Origin of the sequence: Patulibacter brassicae, assembly GCF_033949425.1 — a bacterium.
Classification (GTDB): Bacteria; Actinomycetota; Thermoleophilia; order Solirubrobacterales; family Solirubrobacteraceae; genus Patulibacter; species Patulibacter brassicae.
The window spans coordinates 18,433-40,975 of sequence record NZ_JAXAVX010000004.1 but is presented as its reverse complement, the minus strand read 5'-3'; the positions used below and the strand labels follow the sequence as shown (position 1 = coordinate 40,975).

The window sequence follows — 22,543 nt, the reverse complement described above, 5'->3', positions numbered from 1 at the left end:
GGGGCGGGCGGGTGCTCCGGTGGCCGGCCGGAGGACGTGGCGTCGACGTGCACCGAGGCTAGGCCGACGCCGAGCGGGCGCTCTTGGACCGCGGCACGGGGTTGCGTCCCGGGGCTTGTCCAGGCCGTCGTTGGACGGACGGAAGGGTCGCGTTGTCCACGCGGACAAGCGGGCGCGACCTGCGCCGACGCCGACGCGCTGCGTAGTTCGCCCCCGCGCCGTCGCAGATGCACCGGATGCGCACGGGCTCGCCCAGGGGCGATCATCGGGTCCTCCCGCACGCCCTCCTCCCGGAGTCCCCGATGCCCACCGCCCCTTGCCTGATCGTCGTCGCCAGCCGGCACGGCCACACGCGCCGGATCGCCGAGCACGTCGCCGGCGTGCTGGAGCGCACCGGACTGCGGTCCGAGATCGTCGCGGTCGCCGACGCGCATGCGCCGTCGCTCGCGGACCGGGCGCTCGTGATCGCCGGCGGCTCGGTGCACGCCGGCCACCACGACCGGCTGCTCGTTCGCTGGCTGCGCACGCACGCCGGCGACCTCGAGCGCGTCCCGCTCGGGGTCTTCTCCGCCTCGCTCTCGGCCGGAGACCGGGGCGGCCCCGGCGCCGAGCAGGCCGAGGCGCTGCTGCGGGCGCTGCTCGAGGACGCGGGGGTCCACCCGGCGCGGTCGACGACCGTCGCCGGGGCCCTGCAGTACCGCGCCTACGGGCGCCTCACGCGGTGGACGATGCGCCGGATCGCACGGCGCAAGGGGCTGCCGACCGACCCGAGGCGGGACGTCGAGCTCACCGACTGGGCCGCGATGGACGCGTTCGCGACGGGTCTCGCCGACCTCGCCCTGGCGGTCCGGCCGGCGCGCGACGTCGACGAGGCGGCGCCGGAGCCGAGCCCGGCGGCCTGACCACCCCGCGCCCGCCTGCCGGCGGCTCGAGGACCCCGGGAGCCGCGAGGGGCCGGGGAACGACGACGGGCGGCCCGCAGGCCGCCCGTCGCGTCGGGACCGAGGTCCCGGACCGGTCGGTGCCGCGCGCCGCCGAGGGCGCCGCGCGACGGACCGGCTAGTAGCGGTAGTGGTCCGGCTTGTACGGGCCCTCGACCGGCACGCCGATGTAGTCGGCCTGCTCCTGCGAGAGCGTCGTGAGCTTCACGCCGAGGGCGTCGAGGTGCAGCCGGGCGACCTTCTCGTCGAGGTGCTTCGGCAGGATGAAGACCTGCTTCTCGGCGTACTTCTCGGGCTCGGTGAACATCGAGATCTGGGCGATCGTCTGGTTCGTGAACGAGTTCGACATCACGAACGACGGGTGACCGGTCGCGTTGCCGAGGTTCAGCAGGCGACCCTCGGAGAGCACGATGATCGAGTGGCCGTCGGGGAAGACCCACTCGTGGACCTGCGGCTTGACCTCGACCTTCTCGATCCCGGGGACCGAGGCGAGACCGGCGATGTCGATCTCGTTGTCGAAGTGGCCGATGTTGCCGACGATGGCCTTGTTCTTCATCCGCACCAGGTGGTCCTTGGTGAGGATGTCCTTGTTGCCGGTCGTCGTGATGAAGATGTCGGCGAACTCGACGACGTCCTCCACCGTCTTGACCTCGTAGCCCTCCATCGCAGCCTGGAGCGCGTTGATCGGGTCGATCTCGGTGACGATGACGCGGGCGCCCTGGCCGCGCAGCGAGGCGGCGGAGCCCTTGCCGACGTCGCCGTAGCCGCAGACGACGGCGGTCTTGCCGGCGATCATGACGTCGGTCGCGCGGTTGATGCCGTCGATCAGCGAGTGGCGGCAGCCGTAGAGGTTGTCGAACTTCGACTTCGTGACGGAGTCGTTGACGTTGATCGCCGGGAAGAGCAGCTTGCCCTCGCGAGCGAGCTCGTACAGGCGGTGCACGCCCGTCGTGGTCTCCTCGGTGACGCCCTTGATGTGCTTGGCGATCTCCGTGTAGCGACCCGGGTTCTCGGCGACCGAGCGCTGCAGCAGGCCGAGGAAGATCTGGAACTCCTCCGACTCCCCGGTCGAGGGGTCCGGCACGGCGCCGGCGGCCTCGAACTCGACGCCCTTGTGGATGAGCATCGTGGCGTCGCCGCCGTCGTCCAGGATCATGTTCGCCGGCGCGTCGGCGGGCCAGTCGGCCACGGCGCGCTCGGTGCACCACCAGTACTCCTCGAGCGTCTCGCCCTTCCAGGCGAAGACCGGGATGCCCTGCGGGTCCTCGGGCGTGCCGTTCGGGCCGACCGCGACGGCCGCGGCGGCCTGGTCGTCGGTCGAGAAGATGTTGCAGGAGACCCAGCGGACCTCGGCGCCGAGGGCGACGAGCGTCTCGATCAGGACGGCGGTCTGCGTCGTCATGTGCAGCGAGCCGATGATGCGCGCGCCCTTGAGCGGCTGGGCGTCGGCGTACTCGGCGCGGGTCTGCATCAGGCCGGGCATCTCGTGCTCGGCCAGCTCGATCTGCTTGCGGCCGGCGGCGGCCAGCGACAGATCCCGGACCTTGAAGTCGTTCTTCTGGAGGACGGTGCTCATCGGGTCTCCTCGAGGGTCGTGTCGCGACGTGCGGCCTCCGCCAGCAGTCGCTCGTGCTTGTCCTGCTCCCACGCCAGCCAGTCGTCGGCGTCGACGTGCTCCGGGCGCGCGGGCTGGCTGAGCAGCCACGCATCGACCTCCCCGCGCAGCGCGTCGTCGCGCTGCAGGCGGAGGGCGAACCCGACGTCTCCGAGCCCGAGGTCGTGACCGTCCAGCAGCTCGCGCAGGGTGCGCAGCCGCTGCAGCTCACCGGCTCCGTACAGGCGGTACCCGCCCGGGGAACGCGGCGGCTCGACGAGTCCGAGCTCCTCGATGTAGCGGAGCATCCGCGGGGTCCAGCCCGTGGTCTCCGCCGCCTCGTTGATCGTCAGGGCGTCCATGAGGACGGCGGAACCTTACCACGACTTTGTCAAGGTTTGGCCGGCTCGCCCGGAGGACCATCGCCCGGCGTCCCCCGCGCACGTGGGTCGGGAGCCGCGACCGCCTACCGTGCGGCTCGTGCCCTCGTCCCGCTCAGGCCCCGAGCGCCTCCCGCTCGCGATCCTCGCGCTCGCGGCGTGCACCTTCGCCTTCGGCACGGCCGAGTTCGCGATCATGGGCGTCCTGCCCGAGGTCGCGGAGGGCTTCGACGTCTCGATCCCGACCGCCGGCCACCTCATGTCGGCCTACGCGATCGGCGTGGTCGTCGGCGCGCCGCTGCTGACCGCGGCGGGGACCCGCCTGCCGCGCCGCTCGCTGCTCGTGCTGCTCATGGGGTGCTTCACCGTCGGCTCGGCGCTCTCCGCCGCGGCCCCGGGCTACGGGTGGATGCTCGTCGGGCGCGTGATCACGGCCCTGCCGCACGGCGCGGTGATGGGGATCGGCGCGGTCGTCGCCACGCAGCTCGTGCCGCCGCACCGGCGGGCGGCGGCGATCACGGGGGTCTTCCTCGGGCTGACGATCGCGAACGTCGCCGGGGCCCCGCTCTCGACCGCGCTCGGGCAGGCCCTCGGCTGGCGCTCGACGTTCTGGCTGCTCGTGGGCGTGGGCGCGGTGAGCATGGTCGCCGTCGCCCTGCTCGTGCCGGCCGGGCCGCGACCGGCGGGCGCCTCGCTGCGCGGCGAGCTGCGCACCCTGCGCCGGCCGCGGGTCGTGCTGCTGCTCGGCACGACGGTCGTCGCGTTCGCCGCGGTCTTCGCGAGCTACGGCTACGTCGCGCCGCAGGTGACCGACGTCGCCGGGCTCCCGGAGGGCGCGACCGTCTGGGTGATGGCGACCTTCGGCATCGGCATGACCGCCGGCAACCTCCTCTCGGCGCGGCTCCAGGGCGGACCCCTGGGCGAGCGGCCGCGGGTGCTCGTGACCGGCGCGCTGCTCGCCCTCGCCGGCGCGCTCTCGGCGCTCATCGGCCTCGCGCACGGCGGCGTGACGATCTTCGTCGGGATGGGGCTGCTCGGCGTGGTCGTCTTCGTGGCCGTGCCGATCATCCAGTCGCGCGTGATCGAGCTGACCCACGACGCGCCGACGCTCAGCGCGGCGAGCGTCCACGCGGCGTTCAACACCGCCAACGCGATCGGGCCGCTGCTCGCCGGGCTGGCGATCGACGGCGGCCACGGCGTGGCGTCGGTGAACGTCGTCGCGCTCGGGCTCGCGCTGACCGGCCTGGTGCTCTGGCTCGGCGGCCTCGGCGTCGTCCGCCGGATCGAGGCGCGGCCCGCCCCCGCCTGACCGGCGGGACGCGCGCCGTGCGGCGCTCGCCGCCCGTCCGGAGCGCGGCGCATCGCACGGGGATCCGGCGAAGCCCGACGACGTGCGCACGTCGTCGGGGTCCTCCGCCGGCGGGCGGCCGTCCGCGCGACCCGCATCCCCCGTTCGCGGCCCGCCGGGCGCGCCGCTTGCGTTCCGCGGGCCGGGGGTAGCGTCCCTGCGTGCCCCCACGCCCGCTCCGTCCCCTCCCGCTCGCGGCCGCGCTCTGCGCCGCCGCGACGCTGCCGACCGCCGCGACCGCCGACGGCCCGCCGGTCGCGACCGGCTCGGGCGGCGCCGTCGCCTCCGTCGACGCCGACGCGACGAAGGCCGGCCTCGCGGTCCTGCGCGCGGGCGGCAACGCCGTCGACGCCGCGGTCGCGACGGCCGCCGCCCTCGGCGTGACCGAGCCGTACTCCGCCGGGGTCGGCGGGGGCGGCTACCTCGTCCTGTGGGACGCGCGGCGCAAGAGCGCCGTGACGATCGACGGCCGCGAGACGGCCCCCCGCTCCCTCGGCCCACGGGGCTTCCTGGATCCCGCGACCGGGAAGGCGCGACCGTTCGACGAGCTCGTGACGAGCGGCCTGTCGGTCGGCGTCCCCGGCACGCCGGCCACCTGGGAACGCGCGGTTCGCCGGTACGGCCGGCTGTCGCTCGCCCGGGTCCTGCGAGGCCCCGCCCGCCTCGCGCAGGACGGCTTCGTCGTCGACCGGACCTTCCGCGACCAGACCGCCCAGAACGCGGAGCGCTTCGCGCGCTTCCGCTCGTCGCGCGCGCTGTTCCTGCCCGGCGGCGCGCCCCACGCGGTCGGCACGCGGCTGCGCAACCCGGAGCTCGCGCGGACCTACCGGTCGATCGGCCGCCACGGCGCCGGCGTCGTCTACCGCGGGGCGATCGGCGACGACGTGGCGCGCACCGTCCGCAACCCGCCGGTCGTGCCCGGGCAGCGCGTGCTGCGCGGCGGCCTGCGCCGCAGCGACCTGCGGTCCTACGCCGTCCGGGAGCGCGGCGCGGTGCGCAGCCGGTTCCGGGGTCTCGACGTGCTCGGGATGCCGCCGAGCTCGTCCGGCGGGATCGCGGTCGCGGAGGCGCTGAACGTCGTCGAGGCGCTCGGACCGCCCGCGGCCGCGCGCACGACGTTCCTGCACCGGTACCTCTCGGCGTCGCGGCTGGCGTTCGCGGACCGCAACCGCTGGGTCGGCGACGACCGGTTCGTCCGGGTCCCGCGCGGCGGACTGATCAGCGAGCGGTTCGCGCAGAGCCGCGCGTGCCTCGTCTCCCCCACCCGGGCGCTCGCCCACCCGCAGCCCGCCGGGGATCCGGCCGTCGCCCGCGGCCGCGGACCGCTCCCGTGCCCCGGCGGCGGGGAGCCGGAGGTCGGTCAGCCGCGCGAGGGCGAGTCCACGACCCACCTCGTCGCCGCCGACCGCTGGGGCAACGTCGTGAGCTACACGCTGACGATCGAGCAGACCGGCGGCAGCGGCATCGTCGTCCCCGGTCGCGGGTTCCTGCTGAACAACGAGCTGACGGACTTCAACCCCGAGCCGCTCACCGGCCTGGACTGGCGCACCGACCCGAACCTCCCCGCCCCGGGCAAGCGTCCCCGGTCGAGCATGAGCCCGACCCTCGTCCTGCGCGACGGCCGGCCGTGGCTCGCGGTGGGCAGCCCGGGCGGCGCGACGATCATCACGACCGTCCTGCAGACGCTGCTGCAGCGGATCGACGGCGGGATGTCGCTGCCGCAGGCCGTCGCCGCGCCCCGGCTCTCGCAGCGCAACGCGGCGAGCACCGAGGCCGAGCCCGCGTTCCTCGCGACGCCGGAGCGCGCGGCGCTCGAGGCGCTCGGCCACCGGTTCGTCACCGCCTCGACGACGTTCACCCCGGACCCGGAGATCGGCGCCGTCGCGGCGCTCGAGCGTCGTGGGTCGCGCTGGCAGGCGGTCGCCGAGCCGACGCGCCGCGGCGGCGGCAGCGCGGGCGCGATCGACCGCTGATCCGGCAACGCGGGGAGTCACCCAGAACCCGATCCCGGTCCCGGTCCCGGTCCCGGTCCCCGACGACTCGAGTCAGAGAGCTCCCGAATCCCGGTCCCCAACGACTCGAGTCACCCAGAACGCGAATCCCGGTCCTCGACGACTCGAGTCACCCAGGGCGGACCGGGCGGCCGTCAAGCGATCTCGGTCGCCTCGATCAGGCCGGGCGGGTCGGTGCGGCCCGGACCGGTCGGGAAGGCGAGGCGCACGAGCCGGCCGGTGCGGACGTCGACGTGGGCGTGGACCGGCGGCACGACGGTCGCCGACAGCTCGTCGAGCGCCTGGGCGACGTCGACGAGGCTCGGGCGCAGCCGCACCCGCCACGCCTCGACCTTCCCCGCCGGCACCTCGACCTGCTCGCGCTTCTCGACGCGCAGGTCCAACGGCCAGTGGACGATCGCGGTGAGCCAGACCTGCGGGACGAAGCGCGCCTTCTCGCCCAGCTCGAGCGTCCGCAGCGCGAGCGCGAGCGCCGGCGCGGGGACCATCGAGCGCGGGTAGGCGCCGAGGTCGCCGCCGAGCTGGGGCACCTGGACGTCGCGGAAGCGCGCGTCGTCGGCGAAGACGGGCCGGTCGCGGTCGGTGACCTCGGCCGTCTGAGACTCGGCGACGAGCGCCCCGCCGCGACGGCGGAAGCGCACCGCGACCCGCCCGCGCAGCCGGCCGAACGCCTCGCCCTCGATCTCCTGCACGAGGTGGTCGTCCCCGTCGGGACGCAGGGTCAGCGTGCCGGTGCCGACCTCCTCGCCGTCGACGAGGCCGCGGTAGCTCGTGCGCTCGGGCGCGTCGAGCTCGGGGTCGGGCAGGGGCTCGTCCATGGCGCGGATCATGGCGAGCCACGCGGCGCGACACGCCGGACGCGGCCGGAACCGCCGGTCATCGGCGAACGAGGCGACCGAGGACCGGTGGGCCGCGGCTCAGCTCCAGGCGCGGCCGTAGCGCTCCTGCTCGGGGCTCAGCGCGTCGATCGCGATCCCGAGGCTCGAGAGCTTCAGCCGCGCCATCTCGGCGTCCATCGCCGGCGGAACGCGGTGGACGCCGGGGGCGAAGCGGTCGCGATCGACGACGAGCGCCTCGACCGCGAGGGCCTGGTTCGTGAACGAGAGGTCCATGACGGAGGCCGGGTAGCCCTCGGCGGCCGCGAGGTTCACGACCCGGCCGCCGGCGAGGAGGTGCAGGCGGCGCCCGCCGACGACGTAGCGCTCCACGAGGGGACGCACCTCGACGGCCGGGCCGTCCGCGGCGGCCGCGAGGTCGCGGAGCGAGATCTCGACGTCGAAGTGGCCGGCGTTCGCGAGGATCGCGCCGTCGCGCATCCGCTCGAAGTGCTCGCGGGTGAGGACGTCGCGGTTGCCGGTCACCGTCACGAAGACGTCGCCGCGCTCGGCCGCCTCCAGCGCCGGCGCGACGTCGAAGCCCTCGAGCTTCGCCTCGAGGGCCCGGATCGGATCGACCTCGCAGACGATGACCGCCGCGCCCATGCCGCGCGCGCGGGCCGCGACGCCGCGGCCGCAGGAGCCGTAGCCGACCACGACGACCGTGCGCCCGGCGAGCAGGACGTTCGTCGCGCGCAGCAGGCCGTCGAGCGCGGACTGGCCGGTGCCGTGGCGGTTCTCGACGACCCGGTGCGTGTCCGCCTCGTTCACCGCGAGCACCGGGACCGTCAGGCCCCCGCGCTCGGCGAGCAGCCGCAGGCGCAGGGCGCCGGTCGTCGTCTCCTCGGTGCCGCCGAGGAGGTCCGTGGTCGGGATCGGTCCCCCGGGCGAGGCGGGCAGGTCGCGGTCCAGCAGCAGCGCGAGCAGGTCGCCGCCGTCGTCCATCGTCAGGTGCGGTCCGGCACCGCCGCAGGACGCCGCGGCGTGCTGGTGGCGCAGGTACGTGCCGCGGTCGGCACCCCGTCGCGCGTGGACGGCGACGCCGTCGGCGACGACGAGCGCGGCGGCGACGTCGTCCTGCGTGGAGAGCGGATTGGCGGCAGCGAGCCAGACGTCGGCGCCGCCGGCGCGGAGCGTCCGGACGAGGTTCCCCGTCTCGGCCGTCACGTGGAGGCACGCGGCGATCCGCAGGCCGTCGAGCGGGCGCTCGCGGGCGAACCGCTCGCGCACCTGGGCGACCACCGGCATCTGCGCGTCGGCCCAGTCGATCCGGTCCTCGCCCGCGCCCGCGAGCGAGCGATCCGCGACGTCGTGGTCGGGACGGTGCGGGCTGCGCCGGGCGCTCGTCGCCATCGGGGGAGCGTCGCAGACCGGAGCCCGACGCCGTTCCGGGCGGGGACCCGCGACCGCCTCGCCCCGGCCGCCGGCGCCGGACGGCGCGACGCCCGGCGGCCTCGCGTCCGGCGGGCGCCGCGCACCGTCCGACGAGCGGTCGTGCCCCTGCGCGGGGCTCGAACCTCCACGGGCCCCGGTCGCGAGCGCGCCCCGCCGCCGCCCGGTGGTAGCGTCGAGCGCGGCCCTCGCGGGCCGTTCCATGCGCGCCTCCCGCTGACCGCCGCCACGACACCGCGCCGGACCTCCTGGTCCCGCGCCGGAGCGACCGCCCGCCGGTCGCCCGCGGCCGTCCGTCCGTCGCCACCCGACCGCGCCGCGTCCCGACGGCGGCCGGTCGTCCCGGAGGGAGCAGCGCATGCCGTCGACGATCCTCGACGCCCGATCGATCACCGTCCACCACGGCGCCCGCACGGTCCTGCGCGGCGTCGACCTGACCGTCCACGACGACAGCCGCATCGCCCTGGTCGGACCCAACGGCGCCGGCAAGACGACGCTCCTGCGGGTCCTCGCCGGCCGGGCGACGCCGGACGAGGGCCGGATCCGCCGCCACGGGCGCGTGGGGTTCCTGCCGCAGCTCGCCGGCCACGACGACCCGCGCACGGCGCGGGCGGCCGTGCTCGAGCGGATCGGCGTCGCCGGCGCGACGCGCGAGCTCGACGCGCGGGCCGCCGAGCTCGCCGCGGGCGACCTCGACGCGCTCGGGCCGCACGCCGACGCGCTCGAGCGCTGGCTCGCGCTCGGCGGCGACGACGCGGAGGCGCGGCTCGCGGCGGCCGCCGACGAGGTCGGCCTGCCCGCGGCGCTCCTCGACCGGCCGCTGCGCGCGCTGTCCGGCGGGCAGGCGGCGCGCGTCGGGCTGGCCGCGCTGCGCACGGTCCGGGCCGACGCCCTGCTGCTCGACGAGCCGACGAACCACCTCGACGCCGACGGGCTCGCGCTGCTGCGCCGGTTCGCCGTCGAGCATCGCGGCGGCGTCGTGCTCGTCTCCCACGACCGCGACCTCGTCGACGGCGCGGCGCGCGAGCTGCTCGTGCTCGATCCGCGCAGCGGCGAGGCGACGCACCACACCGGCGGCTATCGCGACTACGAGCGCCGGCGCGCCGAGGAGCACCGGCGCGTCGCCGCCGCCCGCGAGCACGCCCTCGCCGAGCGCGCCGAGCTCGCCGCCGCGGCCGCCGAGACCCGCCGGCGCGCCGAGCGCAGCCGCCGCAACGTCGCCGGTCCCGGCCGCGACGGCGACAAGCACGGTGCCGAGTGGGTGCGCTCGCGCGCCGACGGGGCGCAGCGCCGAGCGCGCCGGATGACGACGCGCGTGGCCCGGATCGACGTGCCCGACGCGCCGCGGCCGGACGCGGCGCTGCGGCTCGAGCTCACCGCGGCGGAGCAGCGCCAGGGCTGGGTCGCGGCGCTCGAGGGCGTCGTGGTCCGCCGGGAGGGATGGGCGCTCGGACCGCTGGATCTCGCGGTCGACCTGGGCGACCGGGTCCTGCTGACCGGGCCCAACGGCAGCGGCAAGTCGACGGTGCTCGCGCTGCTCGCCGGACGGCTCGCGCCCGACGCCGGACGCGCGCGGCGGGCGCCGAGCGCCGTCGTCGCCGAGCTCGGCCAGGCACGAGACCTGCTCACCCACGACCTGCGCGCCGTCGCCACCGTCGTCGCCGAGCTGGCGCACGGCGATGCGCCGGAGGCCCGGACCCCACCGCCGGAGACCGTCACCGCGGTCCGCACCGCGCTGGCGACCTTCGGCCTCGGCGCCGAGGTCGTGGAGCGCCCCGCCGCGACGCTGTCCCCGGGCGAGCGGACGAAGGCCGAGCTCGCGCTGCTCGCCGTCCGGCGGGTGACCTGCCTGCTGCTCGACGAGCCGACGAACCACCTCGACGTCGCGGCGCTCGAGGCGCTCGAGGCCGCGCTGGACGGCTGGCCCGGCGCGCTCGTCGTGGCCACCCACGACCGGCGGCTGCGCGAGGCGCTGCGCCCGACGACGGAACTGCGCCTGCCCGCCCCGACGATCGCCTGAGCCGCCCACCGGCCGCGATACTCGTCCGATGGACCTCGGGATCGCAGGCAGGGTCGCGCTCGTCGGCGGGGCGACGTCCGGGATCGGTCGGGCGATCGCGGCGACGCTCCTCGCCGAGGGGGCGACGGTCGTCGTCAGCGCCCGCGACGACGCGCGCACCGCGACCGCCGCGACGGAGCTCGGCGCGGCCGGGCACGTCGCCTGGGACACCGCCGACGTCGCGGGCGCCGACGGGGTGGTCGACGCGGTCGAGCGCGACCACGGACCGGTCGACCTGCTCGTGACGAACACCGGCGGGCCGCCGATCGGCCCCGATCCGCTGGCCTTCGACGACGCGCAGTGGGTCGACGCGCAGCGGCACCTCGTGCGGGCGCCGATGGCGCTGCTGCGGCGCGTGCTGCCCGGCATGCGCGAGCGCGGCTTCGGCCGCGTGGTGAACGTCGCCTCGACGTCGGTCCGCGAGCCGCTGCCCCAGCTCGTGCTCTCCAACGCCGAGCGGTCGGCGGCGCTCGGCGCGTTCAAGACCCTCGCCCTGCACGTCGCCGGCGACGGGGTGACGATCAACACGCTGCTGACGGGCGCGATCGCGACGCCGCGGATCGCCGCCGCCCACGGCGGCTCGATGGAGGAGGCGCAGCGGGCCGCGGCGACCTCGATCCCCGCGGGCCGCCTCGGCCGGCCCGAGGAGATGGCCGCCGCGGCCGCGTTCCTCTGCTCGGCGCAGGCGGCCTACATCACCGGGGCGGCGATCCCGGTCGACGGCGGCCGCCTGCGCGGCGTCTGGTGATCGGTCGCCGATTCGGGGCATAGGGTCCGGTGATGGCGCCCGATCCACGGTCCCTGCTCGACGACGCCTCCCGACTGGCGGGGCGGGCGAACGACGAGGTGCACTTCGCGCTGTCGCTCGTCCAGGCCGGGCTGATCGCGCCGATGGGCCCGCGGAAGGCCGTCCGGGCCCTCCGCGCGATGACCCAGCAGGGGCTGCTCGGCGCCGCGATCGGCATCGCGGCGCTGCGCCACGGCGACCGGACGGCGGTGATCGACGACCGCGGCGAGCTGAGCTTCCGCGAGCTCGACGAGCGCTCCAGCGCTCTGGCGAACGCGTGGCTCGAGCGGGGGCTCGAGGCCGGCGACGGGGTCGCGATCCTCGCCCGCAACCACCGCTGGTTCCTCGAGGCGACGTTCGCGTGCGCGAAGACCGGCGCACGCGCGATCTTCCTCAACACGGACTTCGCCGGTCCGCAGATCCGCGAGGTGTCCGAGCGAGAGGGCACGAGGATGCTCGTCCACGACGACGAGTACGGCCGGTTCCTCGACGGCGTCGACCCGCCGCTGGGCCGCTGGCGCGCCTGGGTCGACGACGACGGCGAGCCCGACGAGGACACGCTCGAGCACCTCATCCGCGGCGGTGCGACGACCGCGCCGCCGAGGCCCGAGCGGACCTCGTCCTTCGTCATCCTCACGAGCGGCACGACGGGCACGCCGAAGGGCGCCCCGCGCAACCAGCCGGCGTCGCTGGCGCCGATCGGCGGCCTCCTCTCGCGCGTCCCGTTCCGCGCGCAGGGCACGACGCTGCTCTGCGCCCCGCTCTTCCACGCCCTCGGCTTCCTCCAGGGAATGGTCGGCGTCGGCCTCGGCAGCACGCTGATCCTGCGCCGCCGGTTCGATCCGGAGCAGGCGCTGCGCGACATCGCCGAGCACGAGGCGACGGCGGCGGTCCTCGTCCCGATCATGCTCACGCGGCTGCTCGACGCCCGCGACGCGTCGGACCCGAAGCCCGACTGCTCCTCGCTCGACATCGTCTTCGTCTCGGGGTCGGCGCTCGGCGCGGAGCTCGCGAAGCGGACGCTCAGCGCGCTCGGTCCGGTGCTCTACAACCTCTACGGCTCGACCGAGGTCGCGCTCGCCGCGATCGCCACGCCGGAGGACCTCGCGCTGGACCCCTCGACGGTCGGCCGGCCGCCGCGGGGGTCCGTCGTGCGGATCGTCGACGAGGACGGCCAGGAGGCGCCGACCGGGACGGTCGGGCGGGTGTTCGTCGGCAACGCGATCGCCTTCGAGGGCTACACGGGCGGCGGCCACAAGGAGCTGCTCGACGGGCTGCTGGCCTCGGGCGACGTCGGTCACCACGACGAGCGCGGGCTGCTCTTCATCGACGGGCGCGACGACGACATGATCGTGTCGGGCGGCGAGAACGTCTTCCCCGCCGAGGTCGAGGACCTCATCTCGGCGCTGGACGGCGTCGAGGAGGCCGCGGTGATCGGCGTCGACGACGAGCGGTTCGGCCAGCGGCTCAAGGCGTTCGTCGTCCTCCACGACGGCGCGTCCCTCAGCGAGGACGAGGTCAAGGAGCACGTCCGCGACCACCTCGCGCGCTACAAGGTCCCGCGGGAGGTCGCCTTCCTCGACGAGCTGCCGCGCAACCCGTCGGGCAAGGTCCTCAAGCGGGAGCTCGCCGAGGACTGACCGCCGCGACGCGCCGGCACCCGGAACCGCGGGAGCCCCGTCGCCCGCGACGGCCGTCCGCGTGCAGCGCGAGCGGCGCCCGGGGCTGCCGGGGCGAAGAAGGTCACACGCGGCGGGCCCCGGGCGTCAAGATGGCCCCTCACGTGCCGGCGCGCTCGCGGCCGGTCGAGGAGGAGAGACATCTGATGGCCCCACGGCTTCCCCGCATCGTCAAGGACCTGGCGAGCAGCGCGACCTCGCCCGTGTCGACGGTGACCCGGCTGGCGAACACCCCGATGGGCAACCCGGGCAGCCACCGCCCGGTCTACGGCATCCACCTGCTGGACCGCGTGGTCAACGGCCACCGCTCCCTCGAGGACGCCGTTCGCGACAAGATCATCGTCATCACCGGCGGCTCGTCGGGCATCGGCCTGGCGACCGCCGAGCGGATCGGCTCGGCGGGCGGCACCGTGGTGCTCGTCGCCCGCGGCAAGGAGAAGCTCGACGAGGCCGCGGACCTCGTGCGCGCCGCCGGCGGCACCGCGCACGTCCACCCGACCGACCTCAGCGACCTCGAGGCGATCGACGCGCTCGCCGACGAGCTGCTGGACACGTACGGCCGCGTCGACGTCCTCGTGAACAACGCGGGCCGCTCGATCCGCCGCTCGATCGCGCTGAGCTACGACCGCTTCCACGACTTCGAGCGGACGATGCAGCTGAACTACTTCGCGCCGCTGCGGCTGATCCTGAAGCTCCTGCCGGGCATGCGCGAGCGCGGCGACGGCCACGTCATCAACGTCAGCTCGATCGGCGTGCAGACGAAGGTCCCGCGCTTCGGCGCGTACATCGCCTCGAAGGCGGCCCTCGACACCCTCTCCGACGCGATCCAGGCGGAGTCCCACGACGACGGCGTCCGCTTCACGACCGTGCACATGCCGCTCGTGCGCACCCCGATGATCGCGCCGACGACGCTCTACAAGCGCTTCCCGACGCTGACGCCGGAGCAGGCCGCCGACGTCCTGACGCACGCGATCATCTACCGGCCCCGCCGGCTCGGGTCGCCGATCGGCCACATCGCGGCGCTCGCCGACGCGCTGAACCCCCAGCTCGTCGACATGGTCCGCAACCGCGGCTACCACCTGTTCCCGGACTCGAAGGCGGCCAAGGGCCTCGGCGAGGACCGCCCCCCGGAGATCAGCCGGACGGGCGAGGCGTTCGCGCGCGTCACCCGCGGCATCCACTGGTGAACGACGGCGCGCGACCGGCGCGGTCCGCGGCGACGCCGCGGACGACCGGCCGCGCCGTGGCGTTCCGCGGGAGTCCACGGATGCGCGATCGTGCCCCAGCGGGTTGAATCGGCGCATGACCGGCGACGTCTCGATCGCGCTCTCGTTCACGTGGCTCGGCGCGGTCCTCGCGATCTCGTTCCTCGAGGCGCCGCTGAAGTTCCGCGCCCCCGGGGTGACGCGCCGGATCGGGCTCGGGATCGGCCGGATCGTGTTCCGCGCGCTGCACGGCGTCCAGATCCTGCTCGCGGCCGCGCTCCTGCTGCTCGGGGTCCTCGGGGACCGCGACGGCGGCGCCTGGCTGCTGCTGACGCTGGCGGTCGTCGTGCTCGCGGCGCAGGTCGCGCTGTTCGAGCTGCGGATGGACCGGCGCGCCGTGCGGATCGTCGCCGGCGAGGAGCTACCGCCGAGCCCGCTGCACCTCGTCTACATCGGCCTGGAGCTCGCGAAGGTCGTCGCCCTCGTCGGGCTCGGGACCGCGCTGCTCGGCTGAGCCGCCGGGCCGGCGCGGCCCGTGCGGTCCGTCGAGTACCCCCAAGGGGAATCGAACCCCTGCTACCAGCGTGAAAGGCTGACGTGCTAACCGCTACACCATGGGGGCGGGTCCCCCGAGTGTAGGCCGTCGGGGCGCCGACCCGGCGCCGGCCGGCGTCCGAGCGGCGGCGCGCGGGGGCCGCGACCGCCGGCGGTGCCGCGCCGGCGATCGGCGCTCCGGGCTAGTCCTCGACGTCCTCGGTGTCGGGCTCGCCGTACTCGGCGCCGCTCTCGTCGCTCTCGGCCTCGTCCCACGAGTCCCGGACGATCGGGTGCGTCGAGTGCTGGTCGCCGTGGCTGGCGTGCTCCACGAGGTCCCGCTCGGCGAGCTCGAAGCCCTCGGACTCGCCCTCGCCGGCCTCCTCGAGCGGCGCGTTCTCCTGCCGCCGGCGCTCGGCGAGGTCCACGTCGTAGTCGTCGGAGCGGTCGGGGGTGCTCATGCCCCGCGGGTACCCGGTCGGCGCGCGGGGCACGCGGTCCGAGAACGCACCATCGGGCCCGACGTCACGAATCGCGGCCCGCCGCCCCGGTGCCGGCGAACCACGCACCGGCGGGCGGGCTCGGGATGAGCCCCGACTCGATCTCCCCGTGGCAGTTCGCGCACACCAGCACGCACTTCCGCGCTTCCTCGCGGTACGCCGCCAGCGACTTCCCCGATCCCATCGTCAGTGCGAAGCGCTTCGTCGACGGATCGACGTGGTGGAAGTGCAGGTCGCGCGGAGCGCGGTCGTAGCCGCACACCGCGCAGCACCCGCCCGCTTCCGCCACGAGGATCGCCTTCACCTTGCGGTGCCGGCGCGATACTGCCTCGCCCACGCAGCGCTTGCAGCGCCAGCTTCGACCGCCGTACAGGTGGAAGACCGTGAGCCCGTGCCGATCGCAATCCCGCTCGACGCCCGTGCTCCCCGCGCGCGGCGGGCGACGGCGCCCGAGCGACGAATCGACCCCCATGCGAACGCATGTTCGCATGGGGGTCGGACGGATGGGTCGCGTGGGACTCGAACCCACAACCAACGGATTAACCTACCGCACTGATTTTCACCAGCCGCCCACGGATACGTGGGTTTGCGGTCTGGACCATCTCTTCACCCTCGACTCGACGTTAGGGTGGGCGGCGTATGGCCTCTGAGGGCTCTCCCGTCTCCGGGGTTGCCTGCTGATCGCCCAATCCTCGAGATTGTCACCGCACGCGGTACCCGAGGCTCTCAGGGGGTTCCAGCACACAGCCGCCGACCAACCAGCGGTTTCCCGACTGGCGCTCCTTTCTCGCTGAAGTCCGCTGCTCTACCGATTGAGCTAGCGACCCGCCGACGATTGTAGTCCCCGGGACGCCGGCGGATCGGCGGCGGTTCCGGGCCGGAGACCGTCGATCGGCGCGGGGCCGCTGGGGGTCGATGCGCGGGACAGGGCGCCGCGCATCGACCGCTCGGAGCTCGGCCCTCAGCGCGGGACGGCCGTGACGATGACGTTGTCCCGGTAGTGCCCGCGCGAGAAGGGCCCGCCGCACGTGACGAGCACGAGCCGGGCGCTGCCCTCCCGGCTGAAGATGCTCGACGGCAGCCGGTCCTTGCGCACGCGCTGGATCCGGGTGACGCGGTAGCGCCGCGTGCGGCCGTCGGCCGTGCGCAGCTCGACGGTGTCCCCGCGACGGGCGCGGACCAGGGGGAAGAACGCCCCCGCGCCCCGTCGCGCGCTGTCGACGTGGCCGGAGACGAGCGTCGCCCCGGTCCGCGCGCCGGGCGCGGCGCCGTCCTGCCACCAGCCCGCCGAGCGGATGTCGTTCGGGACGTGCAGGTTCTCGAAGTCGGCGTCGATCCGGACGGGGTTGAGCGTCGCGCGCACCCCGAGGCGGGCGAGCCGGACCGAGGTCGGGCGCGAGCCGCCGGCGGCGGGCTTCGTCGCGTCGACCTCGACGGGCTGGCGCGGCTCGCCACCGGTCGGGATCAGCGGCTGGGCCAGCGCCGTCTCGGCCTCCTCGGCGCACGCGGTCTCGGTGCCGGCGTTCACCGTCGAGCCGGCGATCCGCTCGCGGTAGGTGTAGAAGCCGGCCTTCGCCAGGCGCACCGCGGGCGTCACGTGGTCGCCGTCGCCCTTGATGTCGACCGTGCCCTTCCAGTACGGGGTCCCCGTGCAGCGGATCGCGTCCCGCGTGCGGAACGGCCCGAACAGCTCGACCTCGACCGCGGCCGGCGTCTCGCCGAGACCGGTGACCTTCAGCCGGTCGAAGATCGTCGTGCCCGGACGGACCACGCGGCTGGAGACGACCGTGCGGACCTTCGGCGCGGCGCGGGCGATCGTCGTCTCCGCCTCGTCGCCGCACGGCGTCTCGACGCCGTCGAACGCCTCGGTCGGCAGGATCCGCTCGCGGTACGTGTAGTAGCCGGCCTGCTTCAGCTGGACCTTGTCGGTGACGTACGTGCCGTCGCCCTCGGCCGTGAACGTGCCCTTCCAGTACGGCGTGCCCTGGCAGGTCATCGCCTCCTTCGAGGGGTACGGGCCCCAGAGCTCGGCCTCGACCGGCGCGCGGAGCTTGCCCAGGCCGGTCACCACGACGTTGTCGGTCACCTCCGCGCCGACCGCCGTCTGCTGCTGCGAGACCTGGGTCCGGATCGCCGGGGCGCCGCGCACGACGGTCGTCTCGACCGCCTCGCCGCACGGGTGCGCAGCCGCGCGGACGAACCCGGAGGCGGCGATCGACTCGCGGTACGTGTAGTAGCCCGGCGTCGTGACGGTCACCGGGTCGGTGACGAACTCGCCGTCGCCGGTCACGGGGTAGCTGCCCTGCCAGAACGGGGCGCCGTCGCAGCTCATGGCGTCGCGCGCCGGGAACGGCCCGTGGAGCGCAGCTCCGACGGTCGCCGGCTGACCCTGGAGCCCGCTGACCCAGACGCGGTCGGTGAGCGTCGCGCCCGGCTGCGAGGACTGCTCGCTGATCTGCGTGCGGACCGCGGGCTGGACCTCGACGACGAACCGCTCCTCCGGCACGGCGCAGGGGGTCGTCGTGCCGATGACCTGCGGAGAGCCCTCGACCGTCACCTGGTAGCCGTACCACCCGGGTGCGGTCGGGACGACGGGCGGGGCCTGGGACTGGCCGGGGCCGGTCTCGTAGGTCACCTCGGCGACGGGCGGGCCGTCGCAGCGGATCGCGTCGGCGCTGGCCGCCGGCCCGTAGGCGCGCACGGTGACGCGGCCGCGCCAGCTCGCCGGCGGCCCGGTGATCGTGATCGCGTCGCGGTTGGACTCCCCGAGCAGCTGGGCCTTCGGCGTCGCCGACGTCGTGACGACGGCGCGGGCCGGCTCGACCCGCGTCGTGGCCTGCGCGCTGACGGTCGTGCGTGCCGCGACGACGAGCCGCTGGGCGTTGCGCACGGCGGCGCCGCGGGTGGGCACGTAGAGGTCGGGGGCCGGCGCGGCGAGCGGGGCGGTCTCCACGCGCAGCCGGACGCCGCCGTCGACGTCGGCCGCGGTGCCGGTGATCCGCGCCTCGCCCTTGCCGTTCGTCCGCACCGTCCTGGGCAGGCCGTCGGCGCCGGTCGAGCCGTCGAGGCGCAGCGTGACGTTCGGGATCGCCACCCCGGCGGCCGAGCGGACGCGCGCGGTCGCCGTGATCCGCGTCCCGGCCGTCGCCTTCGCCGGCGCGTCGACCTGGACCCGGTACGGCCCGGCGTAGCGTCGCGCATCGCGGGAGATCGCGGCGAACCGCGACCGCACGCCGACCGCACGCGGGTCGACCTCACCGGGGGCGCCGTCGCCCATCACGTCGTGGACGTAGAGCATGACCGCGGCCTGCGTGGCGCGGTCGCGGCGGGTGCCGTGGTTCGCCAGGACCCACGACATCCGGCGCAGCTCCGCGGCGGAGATCCGCTTGCCCTCCTTGCTGCGCAGGCCGGTCGTCGAGCGCTTCTCGTAGCCGAAGCGCGGCGACGGGTACCAGAACCGCAGGTCGATGCACCACGACGGCTCCTCCACGCCGGGGATCGCGCCGCGGTAGCTGCCGAACCAGCGGATGCCGTAGCGGTACGTCCGGTAGGCGCCGAAGCCCGTCGTGTCGCAGACGTTGCGGCCGGCGCGCGAGCACGGGTCGTCCTGGTTCGGCGGCTCGGCGGCTGACGCCGGGGCCACGCCGAGCAGGAGCGCGACGAGCAGCGCGAGGAGGACAGCTGGGGGGAACCGGCGCATCGCGGCCGGATGATGCCAGCCGGCGCGGCGGCTACGGTGCCGTAGGCACGGGTCCGAAGAGGGTGAACGGAGGACGACGCGACGTCGCCACCGTCCCTCGGCGGCGGGAGCGTGACCGAGCACGACGGGGACGGGGTCCCCGGGAGCGGGATCGCCGCGGCAGGCCACCCTCGCGGCAGCGGGAGCCTGGCCCGGGAGGACGGGGACGGGATCCCCCGCGAACCGGACGGCCGTGGGACGCCACCCTCGCGACGGACGGCCCGCGGCGGGATAGCGTGCCCGGCGACCACCCTCCGGAGGACCCCATGGACGTCACCATCCGTCACGCCCCGAGCTTCGCCGTCGCCCGCCTGACCCTCGCCTCCGGCGAGTCCGCCAACGCCGAGTCGGGGGCGATGATGGCCACCTCGGGCGGCGTCGAGATCGAGTCGAGGATGCGCGGCGGTCTCAAGGGCGCGTTCAAGCGCGGCATCCTCGGCGGCGAGTCGCTCTTCGTCTCGACGCTCACCGCGCCGTCGCAGGGCGGCTGGGTCGACGTCGCGGCACGCCTGCCGGGCGACCTGCTCGTCCTGCCGGTCGACGGCGCGGTGAACCTCTCGCGCGGGTCGTACCTCGCGGCCGAGGAGGGCGTGACGATCGACGCGAAGTGGGGCGGCTTCAAGAACCTCGTCGGCGGCGAGGGCGGCTTCCTCGTCCGTGCCGAGGGGCGGGGCCAGGTCGTCGTGGCCGCCTACGGCGCGATCGACGCGGTCCAGATCCCCGCCGGCGAGACGGTGATCGTCGACTCCGGCCACATGGTCGCCTACGAGGACGGCGTCCAGTTCGAGCTGCGCAAGGCGGCCTCCGGCGGGCTGATCCAGTCGATGAAGAGCGGCGAGGGCTTCGTCTTCGCCTTCCAGGGCCCGGGCACGGTGTGGACCCAGACCCGCAATCCGGGCCAGCTCATCAGCTGGCTGACCACCGAGCTGCCGTTCTCGCGCGGCTGACCTCCGACCGGGACCCTCGAGATGACCGACTCCGACGTCCGCCTGACCTACGTCGGCGGCCCCACGCTGCTGCTCGAGATCGGCGGCTGGCGCATCCTCACCGACCCGACGTTCGATCCGCCGGGCAAGCGGTACTTCTTCGGCTGGGGCACGATGTCCCGCAAGACCCAGGGCCCGGCCGTCCCGTTCGACGCGCTCGAGCCGATCGACGCCGTCCTGCTCTCGCACGACCACCACGGCGACAACCTCGATCCGACCGGCCGCGAGCTCCTGCCGCGGATGGGCGAGGTGCTGACGACGGAGCCCGGCGCCCGCCGGCTCGGCGCGGACGGCATCCCGGCGCGCGGGCTCGCGCCCTGGCGCACGACGACGCTCGAGGCGCCCGGCAAGCCGACGATCCACGTCACCGCCACCCCGTGCCGGCACGGACCGCCCGGCTCGAAGCCGATCGTCGGCGACGTCGTCGGCTTCTCGCTGCGGTGGGAGGGCCAGCGGCACGGCGAGCTGTGGATCACCGGCGACTCGGTGCTCTACGACGGGCTGCGCCAGGTGCCGGAGCGGCTCGAGGTCGGCACCGTCGTGACCCACCTCGGCGGCGTGACCTTCCCGTGGGTCTCCGGTCCGCTGCGCTACACGATGAACGCCGAGGAGGCCGTCGAGCTCTGCGGCGCCCTCGATCCCCACACGATCGTGCCGCTGCACTACGAGGGCTGGGCGCACTTCCGCCAGCCGCGCACGCGCGCCCGGAACGTCCTCTCGGCCTCCCCGCTGGCCGACCGCGTCCGCTGGCTCGCCGCCGGGGAGGCCGAGGCGCTGGAGGTCTGACCCGACCGGCTGCGCCCGCGGCCCCGACCGGCCGCGGGGGCTGGCGGTCGTCCGTGCCGACCGGGCGACCTCCAGCCGGCGCGCCGGAACGACGGGACGACCTCCAGCCGGCGCGCCGGCCTCCCGTCCTGCGGGGACGCCGGACGGCGTTCGCACGGCGACCACGACGCGACGCGCCCGGGCGGTCGCCGGTCGCCGCGACGCCTCGGGGTCGCGCCGCCACCGTCGAGCCGCGGCGGCCGGGCGGCCCGCGCACCGTCCCCGTCGTCGCCGCCCGCCGTCCCGGCCCGTCGAGCGCCCCGTCCCTCACGGCGCAGGCCCCGACGGCGACCGTCGTCCTCCGGCGACGGCAGCGCCGCGCGTCACGGAGCATCCGGCCGGTCCGTCGACGCAGACGGGCAGACGAGCGCCGCCGGCACCGGCGTCCGGAGTCGAACCCACCCGCCGAGGCCGTCCGGCCGGACCGTGCGAGGCCCCCGGCTGCGAAGGTCGTGCGATGGGCGGGACGGCGACGCCGGTCGAGATCGTGCGGGACGAGGGTCGGCGGTACCACTCGCTGCTCCAGCGCCGCGACGGCGTGACGATCCGGTTGCTGGGGACCGGCCAGGAACGCATCGGCGGACCGGTCGGCGAGCTGCCGCACGACCTGGCGCATCTCGTGGTCGAGGACGCGCTGGGCCTCGCGCACGGCCTCTGGGGCACGCTGGCGGCCGGCGGGATGTTCGGTCACGCGACCGTCGTGGCCGGCCGCCGGCCCCCGCACGCCGCGGCCCGCGCCCAGGCCGTCGTCGACGCCGCCGGCGACCACCTGAACGAGGCCGAGGTGCTCGTGCGCGTCATCGCCGACCTCACGCGCGAGGGCCTGCCGCGAACCGCCGCCGTCGCTCGCACGCGGGCCGGCGAGCGGTACGCGGAGCCGCTGACCGGCGACGCCGTCGTCGCCCGCGCGGCCGACGCCCTGCTCGAGGCGGCCGCGGCGTGGCGGTCGCTCCCGGTCGGCGGGTCGCTGCACCGCACGTGGCGCCACCTGCCGGAGCCGCCGCGCCGACCGGCCGGCGACCGGCGCCGGACCGGCGCACGTCGTCGCCGCTGAGCGGCCGCGCGTCCTCGCCGCGGCGATCCTCGACGGCGAGGAGCCCGGACGGACGGCCGAATGGTCGCCGGCGTCGCCCGGCTCCGCGTCGCCCCCCGACGGCCCTCGGCGGCGAGCAGTCCTCACGGGCCGTCATCGTCGGCGGCGTCGCCCCGCCCGGCGTCGGCCCCGGCGCGGCGTCGGCCCCGGCGCGGCGTCGGCCGTGACGGCGCCCGAGGCCTATGCTGGGGGCATGCGCGCCCGCGTCGCCGTCTGCATGGTCCTCCCGTACGCCGTCGCGCTCGCCGTGATGGCGCTCGCCGGCTGAGTCTCGTCCGTCGGGCCCTCCCCGGTCGCGTCCAGATCGACGACCGGGACGGGATGCGGTCCGTCGACCGGGCCGCCGGCGAAGCCCGCCGTCCGGGCCGCGCCGCGCCAGCGGCGAGGCCGAGGTGGCGGGCCCCCGCGCGCGGGCCGACGCCCGCGGGTGCATCCCGGGTGCGACGCTCGACACCGATGCCGACGTCGACGACGTGGAGGGGTCGGCGGGCGGCTCTCCTACGTCGCTCGGTGCCCGCCGGCGGTCGAGCGGCGCACCAGGGACGCTCACGAGCACCGGGTCGCGGCCCTCCGACCCCTGCCCCGCCGCTGGTC

18 protein-coding genes and 1 tRNA gene are annotated in these 22,543 nt (G+C 75.7%); 11 read left to right on the top strand and 8 right to left on the bottom strand.

The genetic code is table 11. The annotated features are described in order from the left end of the window. The first annotated feature begins 302 nt into the window (after positions 1–302). A complete protein-coding gene (locus SK069_RS09680) occupies positions 303–902 on the top strand; it encodes a flavodoxin domain-containing protein (RefSeq protein ID WP_319954015.1) in 600 nt (199 codons plus the stop codon). Positions 903–1,059: 157 nt separating this feature from the next. Here the strand turns inward: SK069_RS09680 and ahcY are convergent, their stop codons facing one another. Both ahcY and SK069_RS09670 read right to left on the bottom strand, forming a co-directional pair. Beyond that, entirely contained in the window at positions 1,060–2,517 is a 1,458-nt protein-coding gene (gene ahcY, locus SK069_RS09675; RefSeq protein WP_319954014.1) for an adenosylhomocysteinase, read from the bottom strand. Further along, the gene (locus tag SK069_RS09670) at positions 2,514–2,897 is read right to left on the bottom strand and encodes a MerR family transcriptional regulator (protein WP_319954013.1); all 384 of its coding nucleotides are present in this window, start codon (positions 2,895–2,897) and stop codon (positions 2,514–2,516) included. Before SK069_RS09670 ends, ahcY begins: the two co-directional genes overlap by 4 nt. 118 nt (positions 2,898–3,015) lie before the next feature. Between SK069_RS09670 and SK069_RS09665 the strand changes: the two genes are divergently transcribed. Together SK069_RS09665 and SK069_RS09660 are read left to right on the top strand one after the other, a co-directional pair. Continuing rightward, entirely contained in the window at positions 3,016–4,224 is a 1,209-nt protein-coding gene (locus SK069_RS09665) for an MFS transporter (protein ID WP_319954012.1), read from the top strand. Positions 4,225–4,424: 200 nt separating this feature from the next. After that, positions 4,425–6,236: a gamma-glutamyltransferase family protein gene (locus tag SK069_RS09660; RefSeq protein WP_319954011.1), complete on the top strand. Its 1,812-nt coding sequence runs from the start codon at positions 4,425–4,427 to the stop codon at positions 6,234–6,236. Positions 6,237–6,409: 173 nt separating this feature from the next. Here SK069_RS09660 and SK069_RS09655 read toward each other — a convergent pair whose 3' ends face one another. Beyond that, positions 6,410–7,093, bottom strand: coding sequence for a hypothetical protein (locus tag SK069_RS09655; RefSeq protein ID WP_319954010.1), 684 nt, complete (start codon positions 7,091–7,093; stop codon positions 6,410–6,412). A gap of 99 nt (positions 7,094–7,192) precedes the next feature. Further along, positions 7,193–8,503: an adenosylhomocysteinase gene (locus SK069_RS09650; RefSeq protein WP_319954009.1), complete on the bottom strand. Its 1,311-nt coding sequence runs from the start codon at positions 8,501–8,503 to the stop codon at positions 7,193–7,195. Between the two features lie 397 nt (positions 8,504–8,900). Here SK069_RS09650 and SK069_RS09645 point away from each other — a divergent pair, with 397 nt between their 5' ends. The 5 genes from SK069_RS09645 to SK069_RS09625 all read left to right on the top strand — a co-directional run bounded on the left by SK069_RS09645 (position 8,901) and on the right by SK069_RS09625 (position 14,786). Continuing rightward, positions 8,901–10,562, top strand: coding sequence for an ATP-binding cassette domain-containing protein (locus SK069_RS09645; RefSeq protein WP_319954008.1), 1,662 nt, complete (start codon positions 8,901–8,903; stop codon positions 10,560–10,562). Between the two features lie 28 nt (positions 10,563–10,590). Then, positions 10,591–11,349 (top strand): SDR family oxidoreductase, encoded by a 759-nt coding sequence (locus tag SK069_RS09640; RefSeq protein ID WP_319954007.1) that lies wholly within the window; start codon positions 10,591–10,593, stop codon positions 11,347–11,349. Positions 11,350–11,381: 32 nt separating this feature from the next. After that, on the top strand, positions 11,382–13,028 hold the full coding sequence (locus tag SK069_RS09635; RefSeq protein WP_319954006.1) for an acyl-CoA synthetase: 1,647 nt from the start codon (positions 11,382–11,384) through the stop codon (positions 13,026–13,028). A 185-nt stretch (positions 13,029–13,213) separates the two neighbouring features. Further along, positions 13,214–14,254: an SDR family NAD(P)-dependent oxidoreductase gene (locus tag SK069_RS09630; RefSeq protein WP_319954005.1), complete on the top strand. Its 1,041-nt coding sequence runs from the start codon at positions 13,214–13,216 to the stop codon at positions 14,252–14,254. 115 nt (positions 14,255–14,369) lie between these two features. Beyond that, positions 14,370–14,786 (top strand): hypothetical protein, encoded by a 417-nt coding sequence (locus SK069_RS09625; protein ID WP_319954004.1) that lies wholly within the window; start codon positions 14,370–14,372, stop codon positions 14,784–14,786. Between the two features lie 36 nt (positions 14,787–14,822). Here SK069_RS09625 and SK069_RS09620 read toward each other — a convergent pair. The 4 genes from SK069_RS09620 to SK069_RS09605 form a co-directional block, all read right to left on the bottom strand. Further along, positions 14,823–14,894, bottom strand: a tRNA-Glu gene (locus SK069_RS09620). Between the two features lie 115 nt (positions 14,895–15,009). Then, positions 15,010–15,267 carry a hypothetical protein gene (locus SK069_RS09615; protein ID WP_319954003.1) on the bottom strand — a complete coding sequence of 86 codons (258 nt, stop codon included), beginning with the start codon at positions 15,265–15,267 and terminating at the stop codon, positions 15,010–15,012. Between the two features lie 64 nt (positions 15,268–15,331). Then, entirely contained in the window at positions 15,332–15,778 is a 447-nt protein-coding gene (locus tag SK069_RS09610) for an HNH endonuclease signature motif containing protein (protein WP_319954002.1), read from the bottom strand. A 489-nt stretch (positions 15,779–16,267) separates the two neighbouring features. Beyond that, positions 16,268–19,006 carry a sortase domain-containing protein gene (locus tag SK069_RS09605; RefSeq protein ID WP_319954001.1) on the bottom strand — a complete coding sequence of 913 codons (2,739 nt, stop codon included), beginning with the start codon at positions 19,004–19,006 and terminating at the stop codon, positions 16,268–16,270. 305 nt (positions 19,007–19,311) lie between these two features. On the opposite strand from SK069_RS09605, the gene SK069_RS09600 reads away from it, so the two are divergent. The 3 genes from SK069_RS09600 to SK069_RS09590 all read left to right on the top strand — a co-directional run bounded on the left by SK069_RS09600 (position 19,312) and on the right by SK069_RS09590 (position 21,910). Continuing rightward, entirely contained in the window at positions 19,312–19,992 is a 681-nt protein-coding gene (locus SK069_RS09600; RefSeq protein WP_319954000.1) for a TIGR00266 family protein, read from the top strand. A gap of 21 nt (positions 19,993–20,013) precedes the next feature. After that, positions 20,014–20,817: an MBL fold metallo-hydrolase gene (locus tag SK069_RS09595; RefSeq protein WP_319953999.1), complete on the top strand. Its 804-nt coding sequence runs from the start codon at positions 20,014–20,016 to the stop codon at positions 20,815–20,817. Positions 20,818–21,313: 496 nt separating this feature from the next. After that, a complete protein-coding gene (locus SK069_RS09590; RefSeq protein WP_319953998.1) occupies positions 21,314–21,910 on the top strand; it encodes a hypothetical protein in 597 nt (198 codons plus the stop codon). Positions 21,911–22,543: the final 633 nt, after the last annotated feature.

Coding starts and splice junctions, on each gene's coding strand:
- ahcY (WP_319954014.1), bottom strand. CDS start 2,517: ATGAGCACCGTCCTCCAGAAGAACGACTTCAAGGTCCGGGATCTGTCG.
- SK069_RS09655 (WP_319954010.1), bottom strand. CDS start 7,093: ATGGACGAGCCCCTGCCCGACCCCGAGCTCGACGCGCCCGAGCGCACG.
- SK069_RS09630 (WP_319954005.1), top strand. CDS start 13,214: ATGGCCCCACGGCTTCCCCGCATCGTCAAGGACCTGGCGAGCAGCGCG.
- SK069_RS09670 (WP_319954013.1), bottom strand. CDS start 2,897: ATGGACGCCCTGACGATCAACGAGGCGGCGGAGACCACGGGCTGGACC.
- SK069_RS09635 (WP_319954006.1), top strand. CDS start 11,382: ATGGCGCCCGATCCACGGTCCCTGCTCGACGACGCCTCCCGACTGGCG.
- SK069_RS09615 (WP_319954003.1), bottom strand. CDS start 15,267: ATGAGCACCCCCGACCGCTCCGACGACTACGACGTGGACCTCGCCGAG.
- SK069_RS09645 (WP_319954008.1), top strand. CDS start 8,901: ATGCCGTCGACGATCCTCGACGCCCGATCGATCACCGTCCACCACGGC.
- SK069_RS09640 (WP_319954007.1), top strand. CDS start 10,591: ATGGACCTCGGGATCGCAGGCAGGGTCGCGCTCGTCGGCGGGGCGACG.
- SK069_RS09650 (WP_319954009.1), bottom strand. CDS start 8,503: ATGGCGACGAGCGCCCGGCGCAGCCCGCACCGTCCCGACCACGACGTC.
- SK069_RS09610 (WP_319954002.1), bottom strand. CDS start 15,778: ATGGGGGTCGATTCGTCGCTCGGGCGCCGTCGCCCGCCGCGCGCGGGG.
- SK069_RS09625 (WP_319954004.1), top strand. CDS start 14,370: ATGACCGGCGACGTCTCGATCGCGCTCTCGTTCACGTGGCTCGGCGCG.
- SK069_RS09595 (WP_319953999.1), top strand. CDS start 20,014: ATGACCGACTCCGACGTCCGCCTGACCTACGTCGGCGGCCCCACGCTG.
- SK069_RS09590 (WP_319953998.1), top strand. CDS start 21,314: ATGGGCGGGACGGCGACGCCGGTCGAGATCGTGCGGGACGAGGGTCGG.
- SK069_RS09605 (WP_319954001.1), bottom strand. CDS start 19,006: ATGCGCCGGTTCCCCCCAGCTGTCCTCCTCGCGCTGCTCGTCGCGCTC.
- SK069_RS09600 (WP_319954000.1), top strand. CDS start 19,312: ATGGACGTCACCATCCGTCACGCCCCGAGCTTCGCCGTCGCCCGCCTG.
- SK069_RS09680 (WP_319954015.1), top strand. CDS start 303: ATGCCCACCGCCCCTTGCCTGATCGTCGTCGCCAGCCGGCACGGCCAC.